The sequence below is a fragment of the Lysinibacillus sp. C5.1 genome (assembly GCF_016350185.1).
Taxonomy (GTDB): domain Bacteria; phylum Bacillota; class Bacilli; order Bacillales_A; family Planococcaceae; genus Lysinibacillus; species Lysinibacillus sphaericus.
The window spans coordinates 3,020,815-3,045,666 of sequence record NZ_CP066226.1 but is presented as its reverse complement, the minus strand read 5'-3'; the positions used below and the strand labels follow the sequence as shown (position 1 = coordinate 3,045,666).

25 protein-coding genes are annotated in these 24,852 nt (G+C 37.4%); 13 read left to right on the top strand and 12 right to left on the bottom strand.

Features of this window, described 5'->3' with window-relative positions; genetic code table 11:
- The first annotated feature begins 246 nt into the window (after positions 1 to 246).
- Positions 247 to 1,935: a methyl-accepting chemotaxis protein gene (locus I5435_RS14850; RefSeq protein ID WP_229387105.1), complete on the top strand. Its 1,689-nt coding sequence runs from the start codon at positions 247 to 249 to the stop codon at positions 1,933 to 1,935.
- Positions 1,936 to 2,025: 90 nt separating this feature from the next.
- On the opposite strand, the gene I5435_RS14845 is transcribed toward I5435_RS14850, so the two are convergent.
- The 5 genes from I5435_RS14845 to I5435_RS14825 form a co-directional block, all read right to left on the bottom strand.
- Complete coding sequence (locus tag I5435_RS14845) at positions 2,026 to 2,199, bottom strand: FeoB-associated Cys-rich membrane protein (protein ID WP_080653342.1); 174 nt, start codon at positions 2,197 to 2,199, stop codon at positions 2,026 to 2,028.
- A gap of 16 nt (positions 2,200 to 2,215) precedes the next feature.
- On the bottom strand, positions 2,216 to 4,195 hold the full coding sequence (gene feoB / locus I5435_RS14840) for a ferrous iron transport protein B (RefSeq protein WP_024362992.1): 1,980 nt from the start codon (positions 4,193 to 4,195) through the stop codon (positions 2,216 to 2,218).
- Positions 4,192 to 4,419, bottom strand: coding sequence for a FeoA family protein (locus tag I5435_RS14835; protein ID WP_024362991.1), 228 nt, complete (start codon positions 4,417 to 4,419; stop codon positions 4,192 to 4,194). The genes feoB and I5435_RS14835 overlap by 4 nt, the downstream gene beginning before the upstream one ends.
- A gap of 330 nt (positions 4,420 to 4,749) precedes the next feature.
- The gene (locus I5435_RS14830; RefSeq protein ID WP_024362990.1) at positions 4,750 to 5,454 is read right to left on the bottom strand and encodes a response regulator; all 705 of its coding nucleotides are present in this window, start codon (positions 5,452 to 5,454) and stop codon (positions 4,750 to 4,752) included.
- Positions 5,447 to 8,155, bottom strand: a complete 2,709-nt coding sequence (locus I5435_RS14825) for a sensor histidine kinase (protein ID WP_227665361.1) — start codon at positions 8,153 to 8,155, stop codon at positions 5,447 to 5,449. The genes I5435_RS14830 and I5435_RS14825 overlap by 8 nt, the downstream gene beginning before the upstream one ends.
- A 265-nt stretch (positions 8,156 to 8,420) precedes the next feature.
- On the opposite strand from I5435_RS14825, the gene I5435_RS23185 reads away from it, so the two are divergent.
- From I5435_RS23185 to kdpC, 4 genes are read left to right on the top strand one after another with little or no spacing between them, the layout of a single operon-like run.
- Positions 8,421 to 8,501, top strand: a complete 81-nt coding sequence (locus tag I5435_RS23185) for a potassium-transporting ATPase subunit F (protein ID WP_108029786.1) — start codon at positions 8,421 to 8,423, stop codon at positions 8,499 to 8,501.
- Positions 8,502 to 8,524: 23 nt separating this feature from the next.
- The gene (kdpA, locus tag I5435_RS14820; protein ID WP_024362988.1) at positions 8,525 to 10,219 is read left to right on the top strand and encodes a potassium-transporting ATPase subunit KdpA; all 1,695 of its coding nucleotides are present in this window, start codon (positions 8,525 to 8,527) and stop codon (positions 10,217 to 10,219) included.
- Positions 10,220 to 10,234: 15 nt separating this feature from the next.
- Complete coding sequence (gene kdpB, locus I5435_RS14815) at positions 10,235 to 12,298, top strand: potassium-transporting ATPase subunit KdpB (protein WP_337982517.1); 2,064 nt, start codon at positions 10,235 to 10,237, stop codon at positions 12,296 to 12,298.
- 12 nt (positions 12,299 to 12,310) lie between these two features.
- Positions 12,311 to 12,952, top strand: coding sequence for a K(+)-transporting ATPase subunit C (gene kdpC, locus I5435_RS14810; protein ID WP_337982516.1), 642 nt, complete (start codon positions 12,311 to 12,313; stop codon positions 12,950 to 12,952).
- Positions 12,953 to 13,039: 87 nt separating this feature from the next.
- On the opposite strand, the gene I5435_RS14805 is transcribed toward kdpC, so the two are convergent.
- Positions 13,040 to 14,095, bottom strand: a complete 1,056-nt coding sequence (locus I5435_RS14805; RefSeq protein ID WP_229387101.1) for a 2,3-butanediol dehydrogenase — start codon at positions 14,093 to 14,095, stop codon at positions 13,040 to 13,042.
- 299 nt (positions 14,096 to 14,394) lie between these two features.
- Here I5435_RS14805 and I5435_RS14800 point away from each other — a divergent pair, with 299 nt between their 5' ends.
- The 5 genes from I5435_RS14800 to I5435_RS14780 all read left to right on the top strand — a co-directional run bounded on the left by I5435_RS14800 (position 14,395) and on the right by I5435_RS14780 (position 18,644).
- Positions 14,395 to 15,696, top strand: coding sequence for a DEAD/DEAH box helicase (locus tag I5435_RS14800; RefSeq protein WP_024362984.1), 1,302 nt, complete (start codon positions 14,395 to 14,397; stop codon positions 15,694 to 15,696).
- A gap of 12 nt (positions 15,697 to 15,708) precedes the next feature.
- A complete protein-coding gene (locus tag I5435_RS14795) occupies positions 15,709 to 16,605 on the top strand; it encodes a deoxyribonuclease IV (RefSeq protein ID WP_024362983.1) in 897 nt (298 codons plus the stop codon).
- Between the two features lie 250 nt (positions 16,606 to 16,855).
- Positions 16,856 to 17,671, top strand: coding sequence for a lipid II flippase Amj family protein (locus I5435_RS14790; protein ID WP_024362982.1), 816 nt, complete (start codon positions 16,856 to 16,858; stop codon positions 17,669 to 17,671).
- 260 nt (positions 17,672 to 17,931) lie between these two features.
- Positions 17,932 to 18,435, top strand: coding sequence for a DUF6773 family protein (locus I5435_RS14785; protein ID WP_108029783.1), 504 nt, complete (start codon positions 17,932 to 17,934; stop codon positions 18,433 to 18,435).
- Positions 18,436 to 18,449: 14 nt separating this feature from the next.
- A complete protein-coding gene (locus I5435_RS14780; protein WP_024362980.1) occupies positions 18,450 to 18,644 on the top strand; it encodes a helix-turn-helix transcriptional regulator in 195 nt (64 codons plus the stop codon).
- 67 nt (positions 18,645 to 18,711) lie between these two features.
- Here the strand turns inward: I5435_RS14780 and I5435_RS14775 are convergent, their stop codons facing one another.
- The 6 genes from I5435_RS14775 to I5435_RS14750 all read right to left on the bottom strand — a co-directional run bounded on the left by I5435_RS14775 (position 18,712) and on the right by I5435_RS14750 (position 22,654).
- The gene (locus I5435_RS14775) at positions 18,712 to 19,347 is read right to left on the bottom strand and encodes an ABC transporter ATP-binding protein (protein ID WP_337982515.1); all 636 of its coding nucleotides are present in this window, start codon (positions 19,345 to 19,347) and stop codon (positions 18,712 to 18,714) included.
- Between the two features lie 13 nt (positions 19,348 to 19,360).
- A complete protein-coding gene (locus I5435_RS14770) occupies positions 19,361 to 20,059 on the bottom strand; it encodes a hypothetical protein (protein ID WP_337982514.1) in 699 nt (232 codons plus the stop codon).
- Positions 20,056 to 20,709, bottom strand: coding sequence for a hypothetical protein (locus tag I5435_RS14765; protein WP_337982513.1), 654 nt, complete (start codon positions 20,707 to 20,709; stop codon positions 20,056 to 20,058). Before I5435_RS14765 ends, I5435_RS14770 begins: the two co-directional genes overlap by 4 nt.
- 67 nt (positions 20,710 to 20,776) lie before the next feature.
- Positions 20,777 to 21,670: an ABC transporter permease gene (locus tag I5435_RS14760; protein WP_108029779.1), complete on the bottom strand. Its 894-nt coding sequence runs from the start codon at positions 21,668 to 21,670 to the stop codon at positions 20,777 to 20,779.
- Between the two features lie 117 nt (positions 21,671 to 21,787).
- Positions 21,788 to 22,180, bottom strand: coding sequence for a hypothetical protein (locus tag I5435_RS14755; protein ID WP_108029778.1), 393 nt, complete (start codon positions 22,178 to 22,180; stop codon positions 21,788 to 21,790).
- A 237-nt stretch (positions 22,181 to 22,417) separates the two neighbouring features.
- The gene (locus I5435_RS14750; protein ID WP_024362974.1) at positions 22,418 to 22,654 is read right to left on the bottom strand and encodes a Nif11 family protein; all 237 of its coding nucleotides are present in this window, start codon (positions 22,652 to 22,654) and stop codon (positions 22,418 to 22,420) included.
- A 108-nt stretch (positions 22,655 to 22,762) separates the two neighbouring features.
- On the opposite strand from I5435_RS14750, the gene I5435_RS14745 reads away from it, so the two are divergent.
- From I5435_RS14745 to I5435_RS14735, 3 genes are read left to right on the top strand one after another with little or no spacing between them, the layout of a single operon-like run.
- Positions 22,763 to 23,509 carry a metal ABC transporter ATP-binding protein gene (locus I5435_RS14745; protein WP_337982512.1) on the top strand — a complete coding sequence of 249 codons (747 nt, stop codon included), beginning with the start codon at positions 22,763 to 22,765 and terminating at the stop codon, positions 23,507 to 23,509.
- Positions 23,510 to 23,523: 14 nt separating this feature from the next.
- Positions 23,524 to 24,387 (top strand): metal ABC transporter permease, encoded by an 864-nt coding sequence (locus I5435_RS14740; RefSeq protein ID WP_337982511.1) that lies wholly within the window; start codon positions 23,524 to 23,526, stop codon positions 24,385 to 24,387.
- On the top strand, positions 24,384 to 24,812 hold the full coding sequence (locus tag I5435_RS14735; protein ID WP_024362971.1) for a Fur family transcriptional regulator: 429 nt from the start codon (positions 24,384 to 24,386) through the stop codon (positions 24,810 to 24,812). Before I5435_RS14740 ends, I5435_RS14735 begins: the two co-directional genes overlap by 4 nt.
- Positions 24,813 to 24,852 lie beyond the last annotated feature (40 nt).

Genomic DNA, 24,852 nt, shown 5'->3' with positions numbered 1-24,852 from the left:
ACATCGTTCCATCAACTGCTTTGTAAATAAAATTCTAAAAAAATACACAATATTTTTACTTGAGCAAGCGTATAATAATTTGTTGGTAAGTGCTAACTTAGGCAAAAAGAATGTGTATTATGGATTATATTAGTGGAAAAATGAATAATAGCGATTGGATTGTAAGAAATATGTTACAGTTATGTAAATGTGGTTTGTTATTTTTACAAAACTGTAATAGTCGGGTCCAATTGAGGAGGGTTTTTTGTGACAATTAAATTAAGAAGTGTGTTATCGTTTGGTATTATTATATTGCTTGTTCTAGTAATGGGGATTGTTCAACAACGAAATGCATCTTCGCAGCTAGAGGAAATACAAGTAATAAAGGAAAAGACATTTCAATCTACATTGCTAGCAGATGAAATGAAGTTGTCAGTTGTGCAGGTACAACAGTATTTAACGGATATTAGTGCCACACGTGCCCAAAATAATTTAGATGATGGGTTTGACTTGGCACAAAAATATAGTGAAATTTTTTATCGAGACTTAGAACAATTGAAAAGCCTTCATCCCCAACAGCAAGAAAAATTAGATACGATTAAACGTGCATTTGATGCCTACTATAGCACTGGGCAGAAAATGGCAACTAGTTATATAGAAGGTGGCCATGAGGCTGGTAATCAAATAATGCTTGAATTTGATACAACGTCAATAGAAATTAATGAAAAAGTAGATGTATTCCAACAAGATAGCATTGCCGAAATGCAAAAAAAATTAGACAATGTTGAACATCTTGTCGACCATAATAGAGACGTGTTCTTATGGATATTTGGCATTATTTTAGTCATTTGTTTAGCAGTTGGCGTCTTGTTAGTTCGTTCAATTGTTGTGCCAGTAAATAAATTGGCGGCAGCGGCTGAAGTGATTGCAAAAGGCGATTTATGTCAAAAGGATATAGAAGTTCGAACAAATGATGAAATAAGAAAATTAGCAGATTCATTTAATTTGATGAAATCTAATTTACATTCACTTATTCATAACATGACATTGAATGTGGAACATACCACTTCCGCAGCGGAGCAATTAGCAGCTAGTACGGACGAGATATCACATTCTTCAAACGATATTGCCAATCTTGTCGAACGAATGGCTTTTAGTGATAATCAATCTGCTGCAACTGGGCGGGAGAGTTCGATAGCGATGGATGAAACTGCACAAGGTGTTCAACGTATTGCAGAAGCTACACAAATGCTTCATACAAAAGCAATTAGTACACAATCTGCTGCAAACGAAGGCGAACAAACCTTACAAATTGCAGAAAAGCAAATGTCGATTATTCAACAATCATCTCAATCAACAAGTGATCGAATCGATCAGCTAAGTACTCAATCTGCTGAAATTGTTAATATTACAAAAGTGATTTCTGCTATTACGGAACAAACGAATCTGTTGGCACTTAATGCCGCAATCGAAGCAGCCCGTGCAGGAGAGCATGGGAAAGGTTTTGCAATTGTTGCAGATGAAGTACGCAAACTAGCAGAGGAATCCAAAGAATCCGCAAAACAAATTGTCGAGCTAGTAACGCTTATTCAACAAGATACGCAAGAAGTGGAAAAGGCGGTAGGGGAAACAGTAGGCAATGTTGAGGAAGGCGTGAAATTTATTCGCAATGCCCAACATTCCTTCGATAATATTTTAAAATCTATTGAAGAGATGACGGACCAAATTGAAGATGTCTCAGCTTCAACCCAACAAATTTCAGCAAGTACAGAAGAAATGGCCGCCTCGGTAAATGAAATGTCTTCCGCTGCTGTCCATGCTGCTGAACAGTCAGATGCCGTTGCAGCGACCATTGAAGAACAAGTGGCAACTATACAGGAGATTAACACGGTTGCTAAATCGTTAAGTGAGGAAGCGTTATCAGTGAAAGAAGTTATCAATAAATTTAATATCTAATACGTTGTCGTTTCATATGCGAAATACAAAAGGCATGACTCCTATACTTGGGAGCCATGCCTATTTTAATACCTTTGTAAAGTTGCTATGTTAATGTTGATTGGAATCGTTTATTTTAGCCGGAGGTGCGCATGTATTGGTTGTACAACTTTTCTGTAAAGAACAGGCTGCACATTTCCCTTTTTTCTGTTTCTTAATGCTCTTATATAAAGTAACCCCTGCATAGCCAAAAATAATACCGCCAATGACTACATTGATGATTATCGACATCTTCTACACCTCAAATAAATAGATTCCCAATTGCGTAAACAACGAGTGCAATTAAATAGGCAACAACAAACGGATAAATAGTAGCGAATAACGTCCATTTAGTAGATTGTGTTTCTCTTTTAATAGCGCCAACCGTTGCTAAACAAGGCATGTAGAGCAACACAAAAACTAAAAAGGTATAGGCACTTAATGCATTAAAATGGGTTGTCATAGTGGACGATAATACACCTTCATTTACACCATAAATAATTGCCATTGTTGAAACAATTACCTCTTTTGCTAAAAAGCCCGATATAAGGGATGCTCCAGCTTGCCATGTCCCAAATCCAAGTGGTATAAAGAGGACCCCAAAAGCGCCCCCAATCATTGCGAGAAAGCTTTCATCCATCGCTACATTTGTGCCATGTGGTCCTATATAGGATAATAGCCAAATGATAACGGAGCCCGCAAAGATAATTGTCCCAGCTTTGCGAAGAAATCCTTTCCCTTTTTCCCATGTTGAACGCCAAAGGGTTTTAAACTGGGGCATATGATAGGAAGGCAATTCGACAAAGAAAACTGACGTCTCATTTTTTAGGAGTGTCATAGACAATAACTTTGTGACAAGTAATGCTATTACAATTCCTAATAGATATAAAGATAAGACAACCAATGATTGATGTTTTGCAAAGAATGCTGCGCCAAACAAAGCATAAACCGGTAACCGAGCTGAACAACTCATAAAGGGAGCTACAAGAATAGTTAAAAGTCTTTCCTTTGGTTGTTCAATTGTTCTTGCCGCCATAATGCCGGGAACATTGCAACCAAAACTGATAATCATGGGAATAAAAGCTTTCCCGTTCAAGCCAAAGAATTCCATTAGACGGTCCATAACGACTGCAATTCTTGCCATATAGCCCGAATCTTCTAGTAAAGAAATAAAGAAAAACAAGACAAAGATTTGAGGAATAAAAACGATTACCCCTCCAACACCGGCGATAATACCATCACAAATTAAATGAATAATAAAAGAAGATGCGCCGATTGCCGTTAACCCATTATAAACCGTTTCACTAAAAGGTCCACCAACAAAGCGATCCAAAAGATCTGAAAGAGGCCCGCCAATCCAAGCAAACGTTGCTTGAAACATGAAATACATCAACGCTAAGAAGATTGGTACACCTAAAACAGGGTGTGTTAAAACTTTATCTATATGTTCGGTCCATTGTTTTTCACTTTTCTCTTGAATGACCAATTCATTTTTAATGGTTGCGATGTAGCTGTCCCGTTGATTTGTAATGGCGCCACTTAACGACTCACCTATTTCAGTTGCTAGTGCCGTTCGAATCGTTTGTATTTTATGCAAGTAGTCCTCGTTTTGTAAAAAAGCATCGATAGCCTGATTGCCCATTAAAAATTGAATCGCACACCATCTTTTTTGCTCAGCGGCCACATTTTGTAGCAGGTCTTCAATCGTTGCAATGGCTGTTTCGATAGGGGTATCGTATGTTAACGTAAAATGTTGTTCGAGTTGGGAAGTGCTTTCTAATGCTTGATAAATCCCCTCGATGCCTTTTCCTGTACGAGCGACAATTGGAATTACAGGTACACCTAAAGTACTTTGTAATTTCTCTATGTTAATGGAGATGCCTTTTTTCTTCGCAACGTCCATCATATTTAAGCAAATAATAATAGGCTTTCTTAGTTCTAACAAATCGAGTGTTAGTTGCATATTTCGTTCAAAATTGGATGCATCGATAATATTTAAAAGCCCATCTATTTGTTCTTCTAGTAAAAATGTAGTAACGACGCTTTCATCTCTAGAAATAGGATTAAGTGTATAAACACCAGGCAAATCGATTATTTCTTTATTGAGCTTCTTTACCTGTCCTACCTTTTTTTCAACCGTTACACCACTCCAATTGCCAACATATTCGTATGAATTTGTTAATGTATTAAATAATGATGTTTTTCCAATATTAGGGTTTCCTATTAAAGCTAATCGCCTCATAATTGTTCTACCTTTATGTTCATTAAGTCTTTTTTACGCAGGCCGATTTTCTGACCTTGGCATTCCATTATACAGGCGCCAGAAAACCAACCTTTTTGAACCATACATACTTGGCAGCCCTCTTTTATGCCAAATGCATTTAAACGTTTCATTAAGAGTGCATCGACTTGCTGTAGGTCTTTAACTTTAACTTTTTCACCCAATTGAACCGCATGAAGGTCCATGAAATCTACCTACTTCCTTGTGAGTGATAATCATTGTCAAAATAAATAATATAGTATCACCTTTTATGCAATCTATCAATAAGAGGTTTACAGTAGGAAACAATATGAAAGTCGCTTTAAGCTATAAGGATGGTTGGGGGATAGTCATGCTTCCTTTAAAGCAGGTAGATAGTAAAAAGGAGACAATCCAATAGGGGAAGTTGTCTGTCGCCAATGAAGTGGTGTCATGTCATGTAACTGGCACCTTATTCAAAGGCATAACGGACTTTTCCCCAATAGGAGTGTGGTTACTAGAGGTAAATGCGCTTGCTAACTTGCCCTATCGGTTTTTTAGTCATCATCATGATAACGAAGCATGCGATAGCCAACACGAACGTGTGTCTGAATGTACTTTGGTTGGGATGGATTATCTTCTATTTTTTTGCGCAGGGTTGCCATAAAAACTCGAAGACTAGGGACGTCCGATTGTAATACATTTTGCCAAATTTCCTTCAATAAGAAGTTATGTGTCAACACTTTGCCTACATGCTTGGATAGCACGACTAATAGTTTATATTCGATGGGGGTTAAATGTACTTCCACACCGTTGACAAACACTGTGTTAGCCAAGTAATCAATTTCTAAATGACCATTGACAAACACGGCTGATTCATTTTCTATTTGATGTTCGCTGACCGTTCTTCTTAAAGCTACTCGAATGCGTGCAAGTAGCTCTTCGACACTAAAAGGTTTTGTAACATAATCATCTGCCCCTGCATCAAGCGCATTAATTTTATCGAGCTCTGCACCGCGGGCACTAACAACGATAATCGGCGTTTGTGTCCAACTGCGGATTTTGTGAATAAAGTCTAGGCCATCCATATCAGGCAATCCTAAGTCAAGGATAATTACATTCGGTTTGAACGTTATGGCTTTTTGTAAAGCACTTGAACCATCTTGCATAATATCGAATTCATAATTTTGGGTAGTTAAGGTCATTTTAATTAAATTGCCAATTGCTATGTCGTCTTCAACGACTAAAATCCGTTTATTCATCGATACTGACAACTCCTTTTTTTAAAGTAAAACGAAAGATGGTTCCGTTCGGGTAGTTATCTTCAACTACTAATTTACTATCGTGTAAAGTTAAAATCGTCTGACATAATGCTAATCCTAACCCTAAGCCTCTTCGGCTATCACTGCGCTGCACTTTCCCTGTGATAAATGGTTCAAATAGCTTTTCTTTTAATGAATCGTCAATACCTGGTCCATTATCAGCTATACTAAAATGTACATATTCGCCTTCCTCTTTTGCGATAAAAGAGATGTCACTACCAGCAGGTGTATACGTTAGGGCATTATTAATAATATTAATAAGCACTTGAATAATCAGACGTGCATCCATCAAAGCCATGACTAATTCGGGCTCTACATGATAAGAAATATGATGCGTATTGTTGCGTGGAATTACATGTAGCAATGCCTCTTGAATAATATCCTCCACTAGTTCCAACTGCATCTCGAGGGCAAATTGTCCATCCTCTAACATCGAAACGGCTAGTAAGTTTTCGACCATTTGCACAAGCCATCTTGAATTTTTATAGATATCTTCATATAACCGAGTTTTTTCTATATCTGGAATTTGAACTGTATTCGTTAACAATATATCCGCATTCCCAGAAATCGTAGTCAGTGGTGTCCGTAAATCATGCGAGATAGCACGCAAAAGATTCGCTCTCATTTGTTCAAGTTCAGCTTCTCTTGCAACTTTTTCATTTAAGTTTTGCAAATACCATTTATCTAACGCAAACGAAAAATCATTCATAATGGCATTTAAAATATGGCGTTCAAATGCAGGTAATGGGGTTTGCTTTGAAAGCGCAATGCCAACGACACCCTTTACACTGCCACTTGAAAGAACGGGCAAATAATAGCCGTTTACTTCTGGGAAAATGTCAGTCGACACGCCAGCAAAATGGTTATTGTTGATGACCCAATGAACGACGCCTAGTTCATTTGTATTTTTAAATAGGGTAGCTACTTTCGTATTTTCAGTATTTGATAGAGTTGGTGTTGGAAAAAAAACAGATTTAGCAATCATGTTATTTTCTATTTCAAAAAATTGGACAGGTTTCTCTACTAATTTAACAATTTGAGACATGCCTTCTGTAATGATATCTTCGATGGACTTAGCGTGTTGTAATTTGCGATTCGTTTCAAGTAACACTTCCATTCGATAGGATTTTCGGACGGCTACGATGGCCTGCTCTTTTATCTTTTTCGTTAAGCTACTTGTAATAATTCCAGAGAAAAACATAATCATAAATGTCATCGGATAGTCCCGATGATATGCTTCCAGTGAAAATCGTGGCTCTGTAAATAAAAAGTTGAACAGTAGTACAGCTACAGCCGAGCTAATAATAGTCATGAGCCATCCAGATGACCAAATCGCAAGAATTAACACACTAAGAATATAAATTGTAATAATATTCGATTCGCTGACGCCCATTGTGAAGAAAAATAAGGCTAAACATGACGCCAAGCTAAACACGACGGACATCTTCAACAAATCTAACCATTCAAAAGTTAGTCGATTGCGAAGATCTGGAAAATAAAATTGTTCGTTTTCTTGGTCTGGCACGATATGAATAGCGAGATTTGGTACATAATCATTGAGTCGATCGATGATTTTTGCATTGGGCTGCCACCATTTCTTTTTCATCACCGTCCTGCCGAGTACCAGTTTTGTGACGCCACTCATTTGAGCATAATTAGCAAGCGCTGCTGCGACATCATTCTCCTGCACGATTACGACATGTCCGCCAAGTTGTTCGGTCAATTTAATATGCTGTTGTAACCGCTCGGAATTCGCGTCGTTATCGTCACCTTCTTTCACCTTTTGTACATAAAGCGCCGTGAATTTACCATGTAAGGCTTGAGCAAGTCTGGCAGCAGTGCGAATGACTTTTGCGTTGGTTGGGGAGCTACTAATACCAACTAAAATATGCTCTTCAATTTGTGTCGTTTGCCTAATCGATTCGCTGTCATTTATTTGTTTGTAATTAATCGTATCTGCCGTTCTACGCAGGGCGATTTCCCGCAGTGCTACTAAATTTTGTTTGCGAAAAAAAGATGCTAACGCTTTTTCAGCTTGTTGTTTGGAATATATTTTTCCTTCTATTAAGCGTTGAATTAACTCATCAGGTTCGATATCTACAATTTTAATGAGCGCGGCTTGATCGATTAAATAATCTGGAATACGTTCGCGCACTTTTACCCCAGTAATTTCTTCTACAACATCATGAAGACTTTCAATATGTTGAATATTAACGGTTGTATAGACATGAATGCCTTTTGCTAGTAATTCTTCCACGTCTCCAAAACGTTTTGTATGTCGCATAACCGGAACGTTGCTATGAGCCAACTCATCGATAAGGACAATTTCCGGTTTACGCTCCAATACCGCATCAATATCCAATTCTTGAAAAGTTCTCCCTTTATAATGGATTGTTCTAGTAGGTATTTGTTCAAGCCCATCAAGTAATGCTAATGTTTCTGGTCGAGGATGTGGCTCTATATAGCCAATTACTACATCTTTTCCAAGTTTTTTTGCTAAATGTGCGGCATCTAGCATAGCATACGTTTTTCCGACGCCGGCTGCATACCCAATAAATATCTTCAATCTACCGACAGTTGTTTGTTCCTGATGAAACCTTGTTAAAAGCTCTTCGGGAGTGGGGCGCATTTTTTCCATCATCCTTCACCTCATTTGTATTATAGCGTTATCTGCCATTAAGAAAGTGTAAAGATTTAACACCTTTATTGTTTCTTAATACAAAGAAGCGATTTCCTAACACTACATTAATTTGAAAGTCAGTATGATAAAAACATCAAATAGAGAGAAGGGTGATGCAATTGATGGATTTATATATGGTTGGCTTATTACTCATTAGTTTTGCCAGTCTATATGCGTTAACGACTTGGTGCTACAAGCTAGTCGAAGAGTAAGGGGAGGAATTGCTATGTGGATTGTTATTGGAATAATACTTATATTGCTTTTTGGATATTTAGGGCATGCCCTATTATATCCGGAAAAATATTAATAGGTATTTAGGAGGAATAGAGTATGTGGCAAATAGCCATTGTTTGTATTATTTATTTACCGCTTGTTATCCTGACCGGCCATTATCTTTTTCGTGTGACAATGCATAAAAAAACATGGCTCGATCCATTAATGGATAAAGTGGATCATGTGATTTATAAGGTATGCGGCATTAAACAAGTGGATATGACAGGTAAGCAATATGTATTGTCATTAATTATTTCAAATGCTTTTATGGTTTTTATCGGATACATTCTTTTACGCATTCAATCTTTTTTGCTGTTAAATCCAAATGATATAGAAAATATGGAGGCATCACTTTCTTTTAATACCATCATTTCGTTTATGACCAACACCAATCTACAACATTATAGTGGTGAATCTGGTTTAAGTTATTTGTCACAAATGCTCGTTATTATTTTTATGATGTTTACATCTGCAGCGACTGGCTACGCTGCTTGTATGGCGTTCTGTAGACGATTAGTTGCAAAAAGTGATACATTAGGCAATTTCTTTGTAGATTTTGTGCGTGTGATTACACGTGTATTAATGCCTATTTCCATCGTAGTTGCCATTATTTTAGTATCGCAAGGAGCACCTCAAACATTCAGTGCCAATCAAACTGTTCAAACAATCGAAGGAAAAATGCAAGATATCGCATTGGGACCAGTTGCCTCACTTGAATCTATTAAACATGTAGGTACAAATGGAGGTGGGTTTAATGGTGCTAATTCCACAACGCCTTTTGAAAACCCTACGGTTATATCAAATATCGTAGAAATGCTATCTATGATGTTGCTACCAGGTGCTTGTGTTGTTGCCTTTAGTCTAATGGTTGCTTATAGAAAGAAAAAAACAATATTCGGCAAGCAAGGGCTAGCGATCTTTGCTGCAATGGGTATGCTATTTCTTATAGGGTTAGTGACAGTGTATATTGCTGAGCGTGCGGGTAACCCCCTTATTAGTAACCTGGGAATTACTCAAGAGCTTGGTAGTATGGAAGGAAAAGAAATGCGCTTTGGGGTAGCCCAATCTGCCCTTTTCACTACAGTCACAACTGCCTTTACAACGGGCTCGGTCAATAACATGCACGATACATTAACCCCAATTGGTGGTATGGTGCCGATGTTTAATATGATGTTAAATGTTGTATTTGGGGGCAAGGGTGTTGGGCTGATGAATATGATGATGTATGTCTTACTAACGATTTTCATCGCATGTTTAATGATTGGTCGCACGCCACAGTTTTTAGGAAAGAAAATTGAGGAAAAGGAAATGAAGTTAATAGCACTTTGTATTTTAATTCACCCTGCAATTATCCTACTGTTTTCTGCGCTTGCTGTTGCCACAACATCTGGGGTAGCTGGTATTACGAATCCTGGAGCACACGGTTTATCGCAAGTACTATATGAGTTTGCTTCAGCATCTGCCAACAATGGCTCTGGCTTTGAAGGATTAGCAGATAATTCAACGTTTTGGAATGTGACGACAGGGTTAGCTATGTTTTTTGGTCGCTATTTAACCATTATCCTTCAATTAGCAATTGCTTCACTACTTGCTAAAAAAATGTGGCACAGCGATTCAGTTGGAACATTGAAAACAGATACCTCAATGTTTACATTTTTGCTTGTTGCCATTGTACTGATGATTGGTGCGCTAACATTTTTACCCGCATTAGCACTTGGACCAATTACGGAGCATTTACAAATACATTCCTAATGAGGAGAGAATCAAATGGAAACTGTAAGAAAAGGTTTTATCACGAGCGATTTAGTAAAGAGCTCATTGATAGGCGCATTGAAGAAATTTAATCCAGTTACGATGATAAAAAATCCCGTCATGTTTGTCGTAGAAATCGGTTTTATTTTTGTTCTGTTGTTATCGTTTTTTCCTAATCTACTTGGCGGCGCGGAAGGAGAGCATGCTCAGCTCTATAATGCCATTGTCGCTATCATTCTCTTTGTTACGATTTTATTTGCTAACTTTGCAGAATCCATCGCTGAAGGGCGTGGAAAAGCACAAGTACAAACGTTAAAAAATACAAAGACAGATACACAAGCACGTGTCCTTTTAGCGGATGGTACAGAAGTGATGAAACAGGCACATGAGCTGAAAAAAGGGGATATTGTTTTAGTGCAAGCAGGGGAAGTGATTCCAAATGATGGCGAGGTCATTGAAGGGATTGCCACAGTCGATGAATCAGCCATTACTGGTGAGTCTGCACCAGTTGTAAAAGAACGCAGTGGAGATTTTTCATCTGTTACTGGTGGTACGACTGTCACAAGTGATTGGCTAATGATTGAAATTACTTCACTGCCAGGAGAGTCATTTTTAGATAAAATGATTGCCCTCATTGAAGGAGCAAGTCGGAAAAAAACACCTAATGAAATAGCGTTAAATACATTGTTAGTTAGCTTGACAATCATCTTTTTATTAGTGGTCGTGACATTATATCCAATGACTACTTATTTAAATGTACACATTTCCATTGCAACGTTAATTGCACTGACAGTTTGCTTAATACCAACGACCATCGGCGGTTTACTTTCTGCTATTGGTATTGCTGGTATGGACCGAGTGACGCAGTTTAATGTCATTGCAATGTCTGGTAGAGCTGTGGAAGCTTGCGGAGACGTAGATACTCTTATATTAGATAAAACAGGCACAATAACGTACGGTAATCGCATGGCAACTGAGTTTTTACCAGTCAAAGGAGTTGACCAACAAACTTTGATGCAAGCTGCATGGCTTAGTTCGCTGACAGATGATACACCAGAAGGGAAATCTATCTTATCATTGGCATGTGATTTAGGGGTAACTACAACGGATGAACAACAACTGATTCAATATAGTGAGCATATTCCCTTTACTGCACAGACAAGGATGAGTGGATTGAACTTGCAGGATGGGACGATCATTCGAAAAGGGGCTTATGATACGATTAAACAAGATAGTCTTGCAGCAGGACAACATATTCCTACAAATTTGGAACAGTTAGTGCATCAAGTATCTGCTGTTGGGGGCACACCACTTGTTGTGTCGTTGAATCATAATATCTTGGGTGTCATCCATCTGAAAGATGTTGTAAAATCCGGTTTGAAAGAACGCTTTGAACAGTTGCGAGCAATGGGCATCAAAACAATTATGTGCACAGGGGATAATCCACTAACAGCAGCCGCTATTGCTAAAGAATCCGGCGTTGACAGTTTTATTGCAGAAAGTAAGCCAGAGGATAAAATAAAGGTGATTAAAGATGAGCAGGCACTTGGAAAAGTTGTGGCGATGACTGGGGACGGTACCAATGACGCACCAGCTTTAGCACAGGCGAATGTCGGTCTTGCTATGAATTCAGGAACGAATGCAGCAAAAGAAGCTGCAAACATGGTTGATTTAGATTCAAATCCAACTAAAATAATTGAAGTTGTAGAGATTGGAAAGCAATTATTAATGACGCGTGGTGCACTTACAACATTCAGTATTGCAAACGATGTGGCAAAATATTTCGCCATTATTCCTGCTATGTTAATGGTTGCAGTACCAGAAATGAATGCGCTCAACATTATGCAACTTCATTCGCCGACAAGTGCCATCATTTCTGCTTTAATTTTCAATGCGGTGATTATTCCGATGTTAATTCCCATTGCGATAAAAGGCGTAAAGTATAAGCCGATGAGTGCTACAAAATTATTACAGAAAAACTTGTTTGTTTATGGACTAGGTGGTATCCTTGCGCCGTTTATCGGTATAAAGGTGATCGATTTACTAGTAGGGCCACTGTTAACCATGCTTGGTCTATAGGAGGAAAATGATATGAATAGATTTTGGGACAATGTAAAGCAAGCATTAATGGTTTCTTTCGTCATGTTTGTAGTCTGTGGTTTACTTTACCCTGTGACGGTAACGGGTATCGCACAAGGGCTATTTAAGCATCAGGCGAATGGTAGTATTGTGGAAGTTGACGGAAAAGCTGTTGGTTCGGAAAAGCTTGGGCAAGCCTTTACATCAGCAGCGTTTTTTAAGGGCCGTGTTTCATCCATCAACTATAATGTTTATACACAAGAAGATATTGTACCAGATAAAAATGGTGAGATAGCTTATGGTGGCGTGAGCTCTGGAACGTTCAATTATGCTCCGTCCAATCCAGAATTAACAAAACGGATAGAGGGAGATATTCAAGCGTTTTTACAGGCGAACCCGACTATAAAAAGACAAGACATTCCTGCTGATCTTATGACGGCCTCCGGATCGGGTTTAGACCCACATATTAGTGTGCAAGCAGCGCGCATTCAAATCGATCGAATTGCCAATGCAAGCGGGCTGTCAGAGAAGGAAATCGAAAAAATTGTGGAGGCTAATACAGAAGGGCGGGCGCTCGGTCTATTTGGGGAAGAGAAAGTGAACTTCTTAATGGCGAATTTAGCTATTTTTAAACAAATGAAGGACAATGAATAAGTAGTGTAAAGTATAACTTCAATAGGGCAGATAGAGAGAATGGTATAGAGGTATTTTCTCTATCTGCTTACAATAAAAGGGTCTATATTAGCTTTGTGAATTGACAAGAATTTTAATATGGTTTTTCTCTTTCATTAACGCTTCAAAGCCTTCTGTTACAACATCATCGAGCCCAATACGCTTAGTTACAAGTTTGTCCGCTGGGAAATATCCTTTGGTCATTAACTCCATAACAGCTGGGAAGATATCTCGATAGGCAATAATACCTTTCACAGTACGCTCAGACAATACAATATTATTTGGCTGGATAGAAGCGCTTGATTCCCATATCGAAACGATGATTGTTTCACCTTCGAACGTAGTGGAGTCAATAGCTTGCTGTAAAACAACAGGAACACCAGTAACTTCAAATGCCACATCCACACCGCCATTTGTTAAGGCATGAAGACGTTCAACAGCATCTTCATCTTGCGGATTAATAACAGCTGTTGCTCCTAGTTCCATCGCTTTTGCAGCACGTTCTGCTGAAAGTTCCACCGCATAAATTTCGGAAGCTCCAGATGCCCGTAATGCTTCGATAACAAGAAGACCAATTGGCCCTGTTCCAAAAACTGCGGCTTTATCGCCAGCTTTTAATTTGCTTTGGCGAACTGCATGTAAAGCTACTGCGGCTGGTTCTACAAGAGCACCTTGTTCATAAGAAAGTCCTGCTGGCATTTTGTGTACCATGTGGTCATCTACCACAGTATATTCTGACAATCCGCCACCGCCTCCAGAAAGTCCGTGGAAACCTAGTTGTTTACAAATGTTGTACTTCCCTTTTTTACAAGCAGCACATTCGCCACAAGAGAGAATAGGTTCGACAACGACAGCATCTCCAATTTTTACTTTTGTAACACCTTCACCAACTTCAACTACCTCGCCAGAAAACTCATGGCCCATTACAATAGGCGCTATATCTTTACTGATAGAGTGTGGCTGTTCAACTGGAATAAAGATTGGTCCTGCTGCATACTCATGTAAATCGCTTCCACAAATGCCTGTCCAATGTACTTTAATTTTTACTTTACCGGGTGCAATGGAAGGCTCCTCAATGTTTTCTACACGGATATCTCTTGCTTTATACCATCTTGCTGCTTTCATCACTATCAACCTCCAATACTATTATTCATGTTTATATTAACATGTGGAAAATATGCAAATCATTAGTTGGACAAAAATTGACATAAAAAATACGAAATGTCCATTAAATTATTTCACATTTTTCACACTTTACTTTTTTCATTGCATAATAGTCGTAATTAAAGTAAGTTTGTTAAGGGTTAGCGTTGCATCGATGAAAAAAACAAGAGAATATTGTAAATGCTTATGTTAATAGTACGTAAACATCCCTAAAAGGCCGAATCATGGTACAATGGGAAAGATGTAAGGAGGAACGAATTATGTCAAAATATACTGATTATAATTTTCAGCCATTTTTGCAGGACGCAATTGCAAAGCTTGGCTTCACAGAACCAACACCAATACAAAAGGAAATTATTCCACTAATCCTGAAAGGGAAAAGTGCGATTGGACAAGCACATACGGGTACAGGGAAAACACATAGTTTCCTTATTCCAATCGTACAACGCATTCAAGTTGACAAACAAGAGGTACAAGCGGTTATTACCTCTCCAACACGCGAGTTGGCTCAACAAATTTTTGATGCGTTAAATCAATTAATAGAAGGAACAGACATTCAAGCGAAATTATTTATTGGGGGTACGGACAAACAACGCTCCATTGATAAGTTAAAAACGCAACCACAAATCGTTGTTGGTACACCAGGACGTATTCGTGACCTTGTTTCAGCTCAAGCGTTATTTGTGCATACGGCACCAATGTTAGTTGTGGACGAAGCGGACTTAGCGTTCGATATGGGCTTTATCGAAGAGATTGATGGCTTTGCTTCTCAAATGCCAGAAAAGCTTGAAATGTTCGTGTTCTCTGCAACAATTCCAGAACGCTTACAGCCATTCTTAAAAAAATACATGGAAGCGCCTGTTCATGTTCATATGAACGATAAACGTCCCGTGGCAGAAGGTATTGATTTCGTCCTTGTACCTGTTCGTTCGAAATCTCGTAACAGACGTTTACAGGATGTTATTGAAGGCATTAACCCGTTTTTAGCGGTCATTTTTACCAATACACGTAAAAATGCAGAGCAAGTTGCGGGCTATTTAAACGAGCAAGGGATTCGTTGTGGACAAATTCATGGTGATTTAACGCCACGTGATCGTAAAAAAATGATGAAGCAAATTCGCGATTTAGAGTTTCAATATATCGTAGCAACAGATCTTGCAGCGCGCGGTATCGATATTCAAGGAATTTCACATGTCATTAACTATGAAATTCCAGAAGATCTAGAATTCTTTATTCACCGTGTTGGACGAACAGCACGTGCAGGCAATAAAGGAACAGCGATTACATTATTTGAGCCTTCTGACGAGGATGCATTAGCTCGTATTGAGAAAATGGGTATACCGTTTGTACAAAAGGATGTCAAAGATGGTGAATGGTCGGAACTAAAAGAGCGTCATGCACGTAAAAACCGCGTGAAGCACGAAAATGAGATTGATGCGAAAGCAAAATCTTTAGTACGTAAGCCGAAAAAAGTAAAACCAGGCTACAAACGTAATATGAAATGGGAAATGGAAAAAATTAAAAAACGCGAACGTCGCATAAAAGCTCGCGGCAAAAAATAAGGAGGCATAAATATGTTACTTGGCTCACATGTTTCAATGAGCGGCAAAGAAATGTTGCTCGGCTCTAGTAAAGAAGCTCTTTCTTATGGTGCGAACACCTTTATGATTTATACAGGTGCTCCACAAAACACGCGTCGAAAATCCATTGCAGACCTTAATATTATGAATGGTCTGTTGCACATGAAAGAGCACGGCATGACAAATATTGTTGTGCATGCTCCTTATATTATTAATATTGCAAATACAGAAAAACCAGAAACATTCCGTCTCGGTGTAGATTTCCTACAATCTGAAATTGAACGCACTGCTGCGTTGGAAGCTACACAAATAGTTTTACACCCTGGTGCTCATGTAGGTGCAGGGGCAGATGCTGGTATTGCTAAAATTATTGAAGGTTTAAATGAAGTACTATCGCAGGACTATCCCGTGCAAATTGCATTAGAAACAATGGCAGGGAAAGGAACAGAGTGTGGACGTTCTTTCGAAGAGCTTGCAAAAATTATCGATGGTGTGACACATAACGAGCGCCTTTCTGTATGCTTTGATACATGCCATACACATGATGCTGGCTATAATATTGTTGAAGATTTTGATGGGGTATTAAACGAGTTTGATAAAATAATCGGTGTAGATCGCATCAAAGTTCTTCATATAAATGACTCTAAAAACGTTCGTGGTGCAGGTAAAGACCGCCATGAAAATATCGGTTTTGGACATATCGGATTTGATGCATTAAAATACGTGGTTCATCATCCGCAATTAATGGCGGTACCGAAGATTTTAGAAACACCATTTGTTGCTCTAAATAGTGATGCGAAAACTAAAACAGCACCGTATAAATATGAAATTGATATGCTACGTAGTGGAGAATATAAGCCAGAGCTTATTAACGCTTTACGAGGAGAGTAAGAGAACCGTAGACCAACGCAATGCAAATTGTGTTTGGTCTACGTTTTTTTATGAATCGCGGGTAAACGAGGCTATATCGCGGGTATTTGAACGGCTTCCGCGGGTAAAGAGAGTTTTATCGCGGGTATTTAAACACCAATCGCGGGTAAACAGTTTAAATTCGCGGGTATCTCAATCGTGCGGTTCGGAACTATTTTGAAATTCAAACGTCTACATGTGAAATAATGGGAAAGAACATTAGGTATAGAGAATGGAAATAATTACAGATAAATTAATTATGATTGCTTTATTTATTCTCATCATTCATTCAATCGAGACACTTGCCTATGCGGTACGTTTATCAGGGGCACGTGTAAAGTTACTAGCTTCAGCTTTATCTCTGTTTAATGTAATGGTGATGGTTTCAAGGCTAGCGAATATGATGCAACAACCGTTTACGGGGAGTTTAGTGGATACAGCGCCTGCTGACAATGCGCTAGCTTTTGTAGAAAGCCAATATCGCTTTATTATAGGAGCGGCATCCTTAGGGACACTAATGGGGATATTATTACTGCCGACGTTCGTAGCCATCTTTTCACGAGGCATCATTCATTTGGCTGAGGAAAGAGGGTCGATTCCAGCTTTATTGAAGAAAGGCTTCACATTTGACTATGTAAGAAGAGGTATTAAACATATTCGCAAGCCAAGCTTGGCTTATGTAAAGGGCATTGGTTTACGAGATATTCCAGTTAAACTATTTGTGATGAACATTGTGATTACAGCAATTTATACTATTGGTGTTTTATCTTCTTTATATGCGGGTTTATTAGTCCCTGAATTAAAGGCAACAGCTGTCATGGCGTCTGGATTAATCAATGGCGTAGCAACAATTTTGTTAATTATTTTTATTGACCCTAAAATTTCTATACTTGCGGATGATGTTATCAATCAGCGGGGAAGTTATCTTGATTTAAAAAGAGCATCTGTTATGATGATGACCTCTAGATTTTTAGGAACGATTTTGGCGCAAGTATTATTTATACCTGGGGCACATTATGTAGCTTGGTTTGCAAAGCTTATTACTTAGGTGCTAAGACAGAAATAGCTGTTAAAACGAGGCATTCATCTACTGGAAGAAGTAAGAATTACAACATATCGTAAGCTTAATCCTATAATATAGTTTAGATTTTAAGGCACATTTTCTACAAGGAAATGTGTCTTTTTTTATGTCTTCACTGTAAATCACTTTGCATTTTGTAATTTATAAATAACTAAATGCAATTTATATGTTGCAAAAAGCAATATGATTTCATATACTAATAGTAATAAAACAAATGGAGGGAAATTATGTATAAGAAACAAAAAAAGCAAGTAGATGAACGTGTTAAAAATTTACAAAATAAAATATACAAAGAGATGTATGTGCTGATTATGATTGTCTGTTCCATTTCTATTGTAATAAAGTTCTTTAAAATGGGCGTGTCCTTGGACAATGTATTAACAGAGTGGTTGATTATATGTGTGTCATCTGTTTATTATTATGTTAGGACGGCTTATCTAGGTATCTTAACAGATGAAGTAGAGGTTCATGATAGTAACAGTAAAATAAAATTACAGACGAAAAATATCATTTATGGAGTGGCTACTGGTTTGGTACTGGCGATTTTTTTTGGTCTTAATAGTGCCTTTAACTATGCAGATAGCACACAACAAGCATATAAATATTTCTTCATGGTTTTCTTAGTATCGCTAATTATCTATGTACCATTTTTTGCAGGATTTTTAGGCTTATCATATATGGCTGCAAAAAAGAAAAGTGACCAAGTCGTACAAAAAAATCTAGAAGATTAACAGTGGTGATAAGCATGAAAAACATCCGTTTAAAAATGGCTCGAATAGAGCATGATTTGTCACAGGAAGATTTAGCTCAAAAAGTAGGGGTTACCCGCCAAACAATCGGTTTAATTGAAGTTGGGAAATATAATCCGACGTTAAACTTATGTATTGCGATTTGTAAAACGTTAAATAAAACGTTGGATGAATTATTTTGGGAAGAGTAAGACAATAAAAACCGCCATATAGCCCTTCGCTAAATGGCGGTTTTTCGCTTAACTTTAGAAAATAAATTCAATAGGTTTCAGTTAACACGCCTTCACGCAGTCTATAAACTTGATCGCATAAAGACTCAATATCATTTTTATTATGGGATGTTAATAAAATAGTTGCTCCTCGCTGTTTTTCAGCGTTAATAATGTCATAGACATTTTGTACAGAATCTTCATCCAAACCATTCATGGGTTCATCTAGTAAAATCAATTCAGGTGTTTCCATAATGCTTTGAGCAATGGCTAGTTTTTGTTTCATCCCAAGAGAGTATGCTTTAACAGGGCGTTTATCTTCGGGGTCTAAACCTACTTTTGCTATCGCAGCTTTTATATTCTGGTCAGTAATTTGATTGCGAATCGCTGCTAAAAATTTTAAGTTGGAGAATCCTGAGTAGTGCTCTAAAAAACCAGGTTTTTCAAGGATAACACTTGCACTTTTAGGAAACGAAATATCATGATGTAACACATCTCCGAATAATTTTACTGTTCCAGCACTGGGCTTCACTAAGCCGCAGATTACCCGAAATAACATCGATTTCCCTGAACCGTTGTGCCCCACAAAACCATAAATGTTGCCCCGCTCTAGCTGAAAACTAATATTTTGTAGCACCGTGCGTTTTTTGATCACCTTGGAAACGTTTGAAACTTCAATCGACATCTAGCAACCCTCCCTAATAATAATCATTTTTTAAGCCGATTCGAACAATAAATAAACACATAAGACAAATAAATAGCCCTTCAATCACTAGAATGACAGCGAACATGTTTGCGTCGAAATTTCCCATTAGCCCATAATAGAACGGAATAGAAGGAGCTGATCGTTTAATACCTGCAAAAAATAGGACGATCAGTAAAACCGTCGCTATTTTCGCTGAAAATAATAATTCAACTATTTTCCATAGCAAGGCATGACAGTACATATTAATGAGTAGAAAGAATGCCTGTAGAACAATCAAGATATCAAATTGTAGCGTCACGTGAGCTTTTAAAAAAAGGAAAAAGCACATGATATAAGTGATTGCGACATAGCACGCCGTGAATATAAGTAGGATTAGCAGCCGATTAAGCCAAAACCAACCTTTTGTTGGATAGCGTAATAGCATATTGTAGGAAAAAGAAGTGGAGCGAGGCTTCCAAACAATTTGAATTAATAGCACATACCCAAACCATAACAAAGTCCAATACATCCAAGTAAGTTCCTCCACTTTACCTAAAAGGGCAGTATATGATTGGTACAATGTCAGTCCATCAAAAAGAGATGTCATATGGAGTAGCAATAAAGTAGTACATAATGGATAGACAATACAAATACAACTAATTTTAAGGGCATCTTCTCGCAGTAGTTTCCACTCTAACGAAAATGTTGTCATGAATCATCATCTCGCACGTAAAAGTCTAGTTTATTGACTAAGTAATGAACGGCATTGATTAATAATATCGTAACAGCCACTAATATAAAGAATGAACTAATAGGTGACGTATATTCACTTTTATGAAAGGCAATAAACACAAAGTGCTTTATATATCGATCCAACATGCCAAGAATCATAACTATAATTGCACTAATGAAGTTATTTTTGAAAAGTTGTTGGAACACGATATAAAGCAACCCGAAAATAGCCGTAACACAATAAAACATATAGATAAAGTAAAGTAATGAACCGTTTTCTTTAGGCTCAGGCACATATAATAATAGGGCACTGTAATTTGTGAGATACGGTGAAAAAAGCGACTTCGCTAGCGATGTGCTCAACAAACTACTTCCAAAAACAATTACTGTAAAAAAAGCAGTCACGATAAACACAAAGCAAATTTTATACGTGGCATATTGCTCTCGGTGACGATATCTTCTAAGTAATAGCCAATCATTGTCTTTAGATGAAAAAGGCGCTAATAATAATAAAAAAACAGGAATATAGAAGTGCTCATAACGAGAGGCTACTATAAAGTCTTTCACCGTATGCCATCTATTTGCCACTGAAGTGATAGGTAATACCTCAAATAGATGTAGCATGAACATAAAACATCCCACAATCCAAAAGAGCAATTTTTTCAAGCGAATATCCTGTAGGCAATAGGTCAAGTATTTATAAAACATCTTCATATTTCCTCATGCCAATAAAGTAGATGACAAATGTAAGTGAAATTTGCATCAGAAATTCGACAACCATAATGGAAATGGAGTTGTCTCCATGTATACCATCTGGGGCTAAAAAGAAAAAGGGAACCCATTTCGGGCTATTGGTAGCTAAAAACCAAATGCTTGTATAAATAATTTGCGGCATAAAAATCATTAAATAATAATTTTTAATAAACATGGAAAGCGCTAGCCCCATACAAACATACGCACTAGCAAACAATCCACCGATAGTATAAAATACAGCAGCATATAAATAAGGAGATATACTGAGTAAATCCGAAAAAAGAGGTTGGATATCTCCTTTAAAAACACTTATCGCATTATCAGGTATCGCCAATGTCCCTTCAACAAACCCTATATAAATATTAGCATAGGCTGTATAATCCCAATGATTCGTAAATAGATTAACAAGCACTACACCTAAACATAGTGGCACTACGAACATAAAAAAGGCAGTGAAAAAAGTAGTAGCAAACTTTGCAATGTAATATTTCCGTCTATCCATGCGCATAAAAATAAAATGTTGATAGCCGCTTTTTCTTTCACGATAAATTGAATCTACAAGTGCAATAGAAATCAACAACGGAAATAGTAAATAATACAATTCAGATGCGAAATTATTCGTAAAACCGAGCCATTGTTTATGCGGAGAAATGAAAATAAGAACATCCTTCACTATTTCTTCTTCATAGTATTGGCTATAAATCCGTTCAGTTAATTGATACTCATCGTTATGTTCTTTCACACCTATTATGACAGCAATCACCACAAGCAGTATTAAGGCACAAATGCTAAGATAAAAGTTTTTATTGTTAAATAGTTTTTTATATTCGATAAGCATTGATATCCTCCTACTCAAAAACAGGGTTGTCCCTATCTTGAATAAGACAACCCTTTCTAAAAATTGATAAAAGAATGACAATGAACGTTGTTATATCAATATTTGACGTGCTCTATTTCATCTTGTGTCTGGATAAAATCTTCCTGAGATTTCTACACTCACCAATTTTCTTTGGTCATTTTCTGCTACTAGTGTTACATCACCACCAACAGCACTTTGATCTACAATGAAGAAACGTGTATCATTATCAGTTACATCTTTAGCAGTATTAGAAACCTTTTTCCCTTTAGCATCCACAATCCACATAGTTGCTCTGTAATCTTGACCAACTATAGAGTTTTCAACTTTTGAGTTACTATTATTGTCTTTAGTCCCTGTTGCTAAATAGATATTTCTCGATAAACTCGGCAGTTCCTTCGCATAGGTGATAGCACTCGTTCCTGCACTTGCAACACCTGCACTCACCAATAATCCTAAGGCACAAATTGTTGTTGCTAGTCTTTTCTTCATGAAAATCCAACTCCTTTTTGTATTTTGCTGAAAATTAACTACAAGCAACACAACAATCAACAAGCATAGAGAAAGAGTATTTCATTCTCTAATTATCAATTATTATAAAATTCTAAAATTTTAAATTTCAATAATTTATCTAAAAAGTTCAAAAAAATTTAAAAATATAGGTATATTTTGGTGGATTATTACATAGGAAAGCCCGAAAGTCTAAATTGACTTTCGGGCAATACTCTATTATTTAGTAAAAAGGGCAATAAGCTGGCGAGAACGTTTTCGTCCGAGTACTGCTTCCACTTCACTGAGTACATCTTTTGGAATACCTAAAAAGAGCCAAGAAAAAGAGAATTGCTCTAGATAAGGTCGAAGCTTTTTCACTTCAGAAGTGGTAATGTCAAAACCTTCGGCACGGGCAATCGCTACAACTTCTTTATCACTACTTTGAGATAATTGTTGCAAAAATTGAATACTCACAAACAATCCCTCCTTTTAAGTTTTGTTTTCTTTACAAATACTAAACTTTCATTTATACTTACAATTTGTAAATCGTAATGATTTTGAATTAGAAAGAAGCGATCATGCATGAAACAAGCATTAATTGACATTAAAAATGTGTCATTTCAATATGACTATACACAAGTATTAAAAAACATCTCATTTCGTGTGGAAGAAGGAGATTTTTTGGCGCTCCTAGGTCCGAATGGCTCTGGGAAATCGACATTACTGAAAATAATTTTAGGTTTATTAAAACCGATGTCTGGTGAAATCACATTATTTGGAGAGCCAAGTGCAACGTTTAAACATCGTGAATGGATTGGCTATGTTTCTCAAAAATCCAATGCCTTCAACTCTGGTTTTCCTGCAACGGTTCAAGAAGTAGTTATTAGTGGATTATCAAAAAAATTAGGGCTCTTTAAGCGTCCTTCGAAGGATGCCAAAAGCAAAGTATACGAGGCATTAAAAGCCGTAGGGATGGACGCCTTTATGAAACGAAATATTGGCGAGTTATCTGGTGGACAACAACAGCGCGTATTTATTGCACGTGCTTTAGTCAGTGAGCCACGATTACTAATTTTAGATGAACCAACAGTCGGCATTGATCACGAGAATGTGCAGTCCTTTTATGATATGCTGGCGAAATTGAATAGGGAACAAGGAATTACGATGATTCTTGTGACACATGATGTTGATACGGTATCAAACCGCATTAGCCATGTTGCTTGCCTTAATCAAACAATTCATTTCCACGGCTACAAAAACGAATTTGATTCGATTTCTCAGGATGCGCTAGACGCTTGGTATGGCCATTCGGTGAGAAAGATTCACTAAAAGGAGAAGGCACAATGATTGAAGCAATTTTTCACTATGAGTTTTTACAAAATGCCTTTTTCTCTGGCTTATTAATTGGCATCATCGCACCACTATTAGGTGTATTTATCGTAGTTCGTAGGCTATCACTGATTGCTGATGCATTATCCCATGTTACACTTGCGGGGATTGCTGGTAGCTTATATGTAAGTCAGTCTGTTGCTGCATTAGCAATGCTCAACCCAATTTACTTAGGCATACTTGCTTCTGTGAGTGGCTCGATATTAATTGAGCGCTTACGCCGTTTATATAAGCATTATGAAGAACTTGCCATTCCGATTATTATGTCTGGTGGAATTGGCATTAGCGCAATTTTTATTTCACTTGCCAGTGGCTTTAGCACCGATTTAATGAGCTATTTATTTGGTTCTGTTTCGGCTGTGTCGAGGCAGGATTTATGGGTCGTTATTGGGATTGCGATTGTAGTTATTGTGTTTTTATATTTCTTCTTTAAAGAATTATTTGTGCTATCGTTTGATGAGGAATATGCCAAAGCAAGTGGTTTGCCAGCTCGCTGGGTTCACCTGTTGTTTATGATTGTGACAGCACTTGTAATTGCTGCTAGTATGCGCATCGTAGGTATTTTACTTGTTTCATCTTTAATGACTTTGCCAGTGGCTGCCGCCATGCGTCTGGCTAAAGGTTTTAAACAAACGATACTCTATGCAATTGTATTTGGCGAGGTAGCAGTGTTCATAGGATTAGTAAGTGCATTTTACTTAGATTTAGCGCCAGGTGGTACGATTGTCGTTACGTCTATTCTTATTTTATTGCTAGTTATTATCGTGAAGAAAATGATGTTAAAGGTATCTGTAAAACAAGGGGAGGAAGCACAGTGAATATTTCAAGAGCGTGGGAAATTTTAAAAGAAAACGGCTATAAAAAAACAGATAAACGTGAGTTAATTTTAAATATGTTTGCGGAAACGGATAAATATTTAACCGCTCGAGATTTATTAGATGTGCTGAAAAAAGATTTTCCAGGTATGAGCTTCGATACAATTTATCGTAATCTTTCAACGTTTGTAAAGCTTGGCATTTTAGAAGAGACTGAGTTGTCTGGTGAACGAAATTTTCGTATGCATTGTGAATCTGAACATCATCACCATCATTTCATTTGTATGGATTGTGGCAATGTAAAAGAGCTGAATGTTTGCCCGATGGAAATGTTAGGTGAAAAGCTTCCAGACTATGAAATTGAAAATCATAAATTTGAAATTTACGGAAAATGCCCAGAATGTAAACATGAAACCCTGTCAAATTAGTTTTGACAGGGTTTTTACTTATATCAAAGGAGTATGTTTA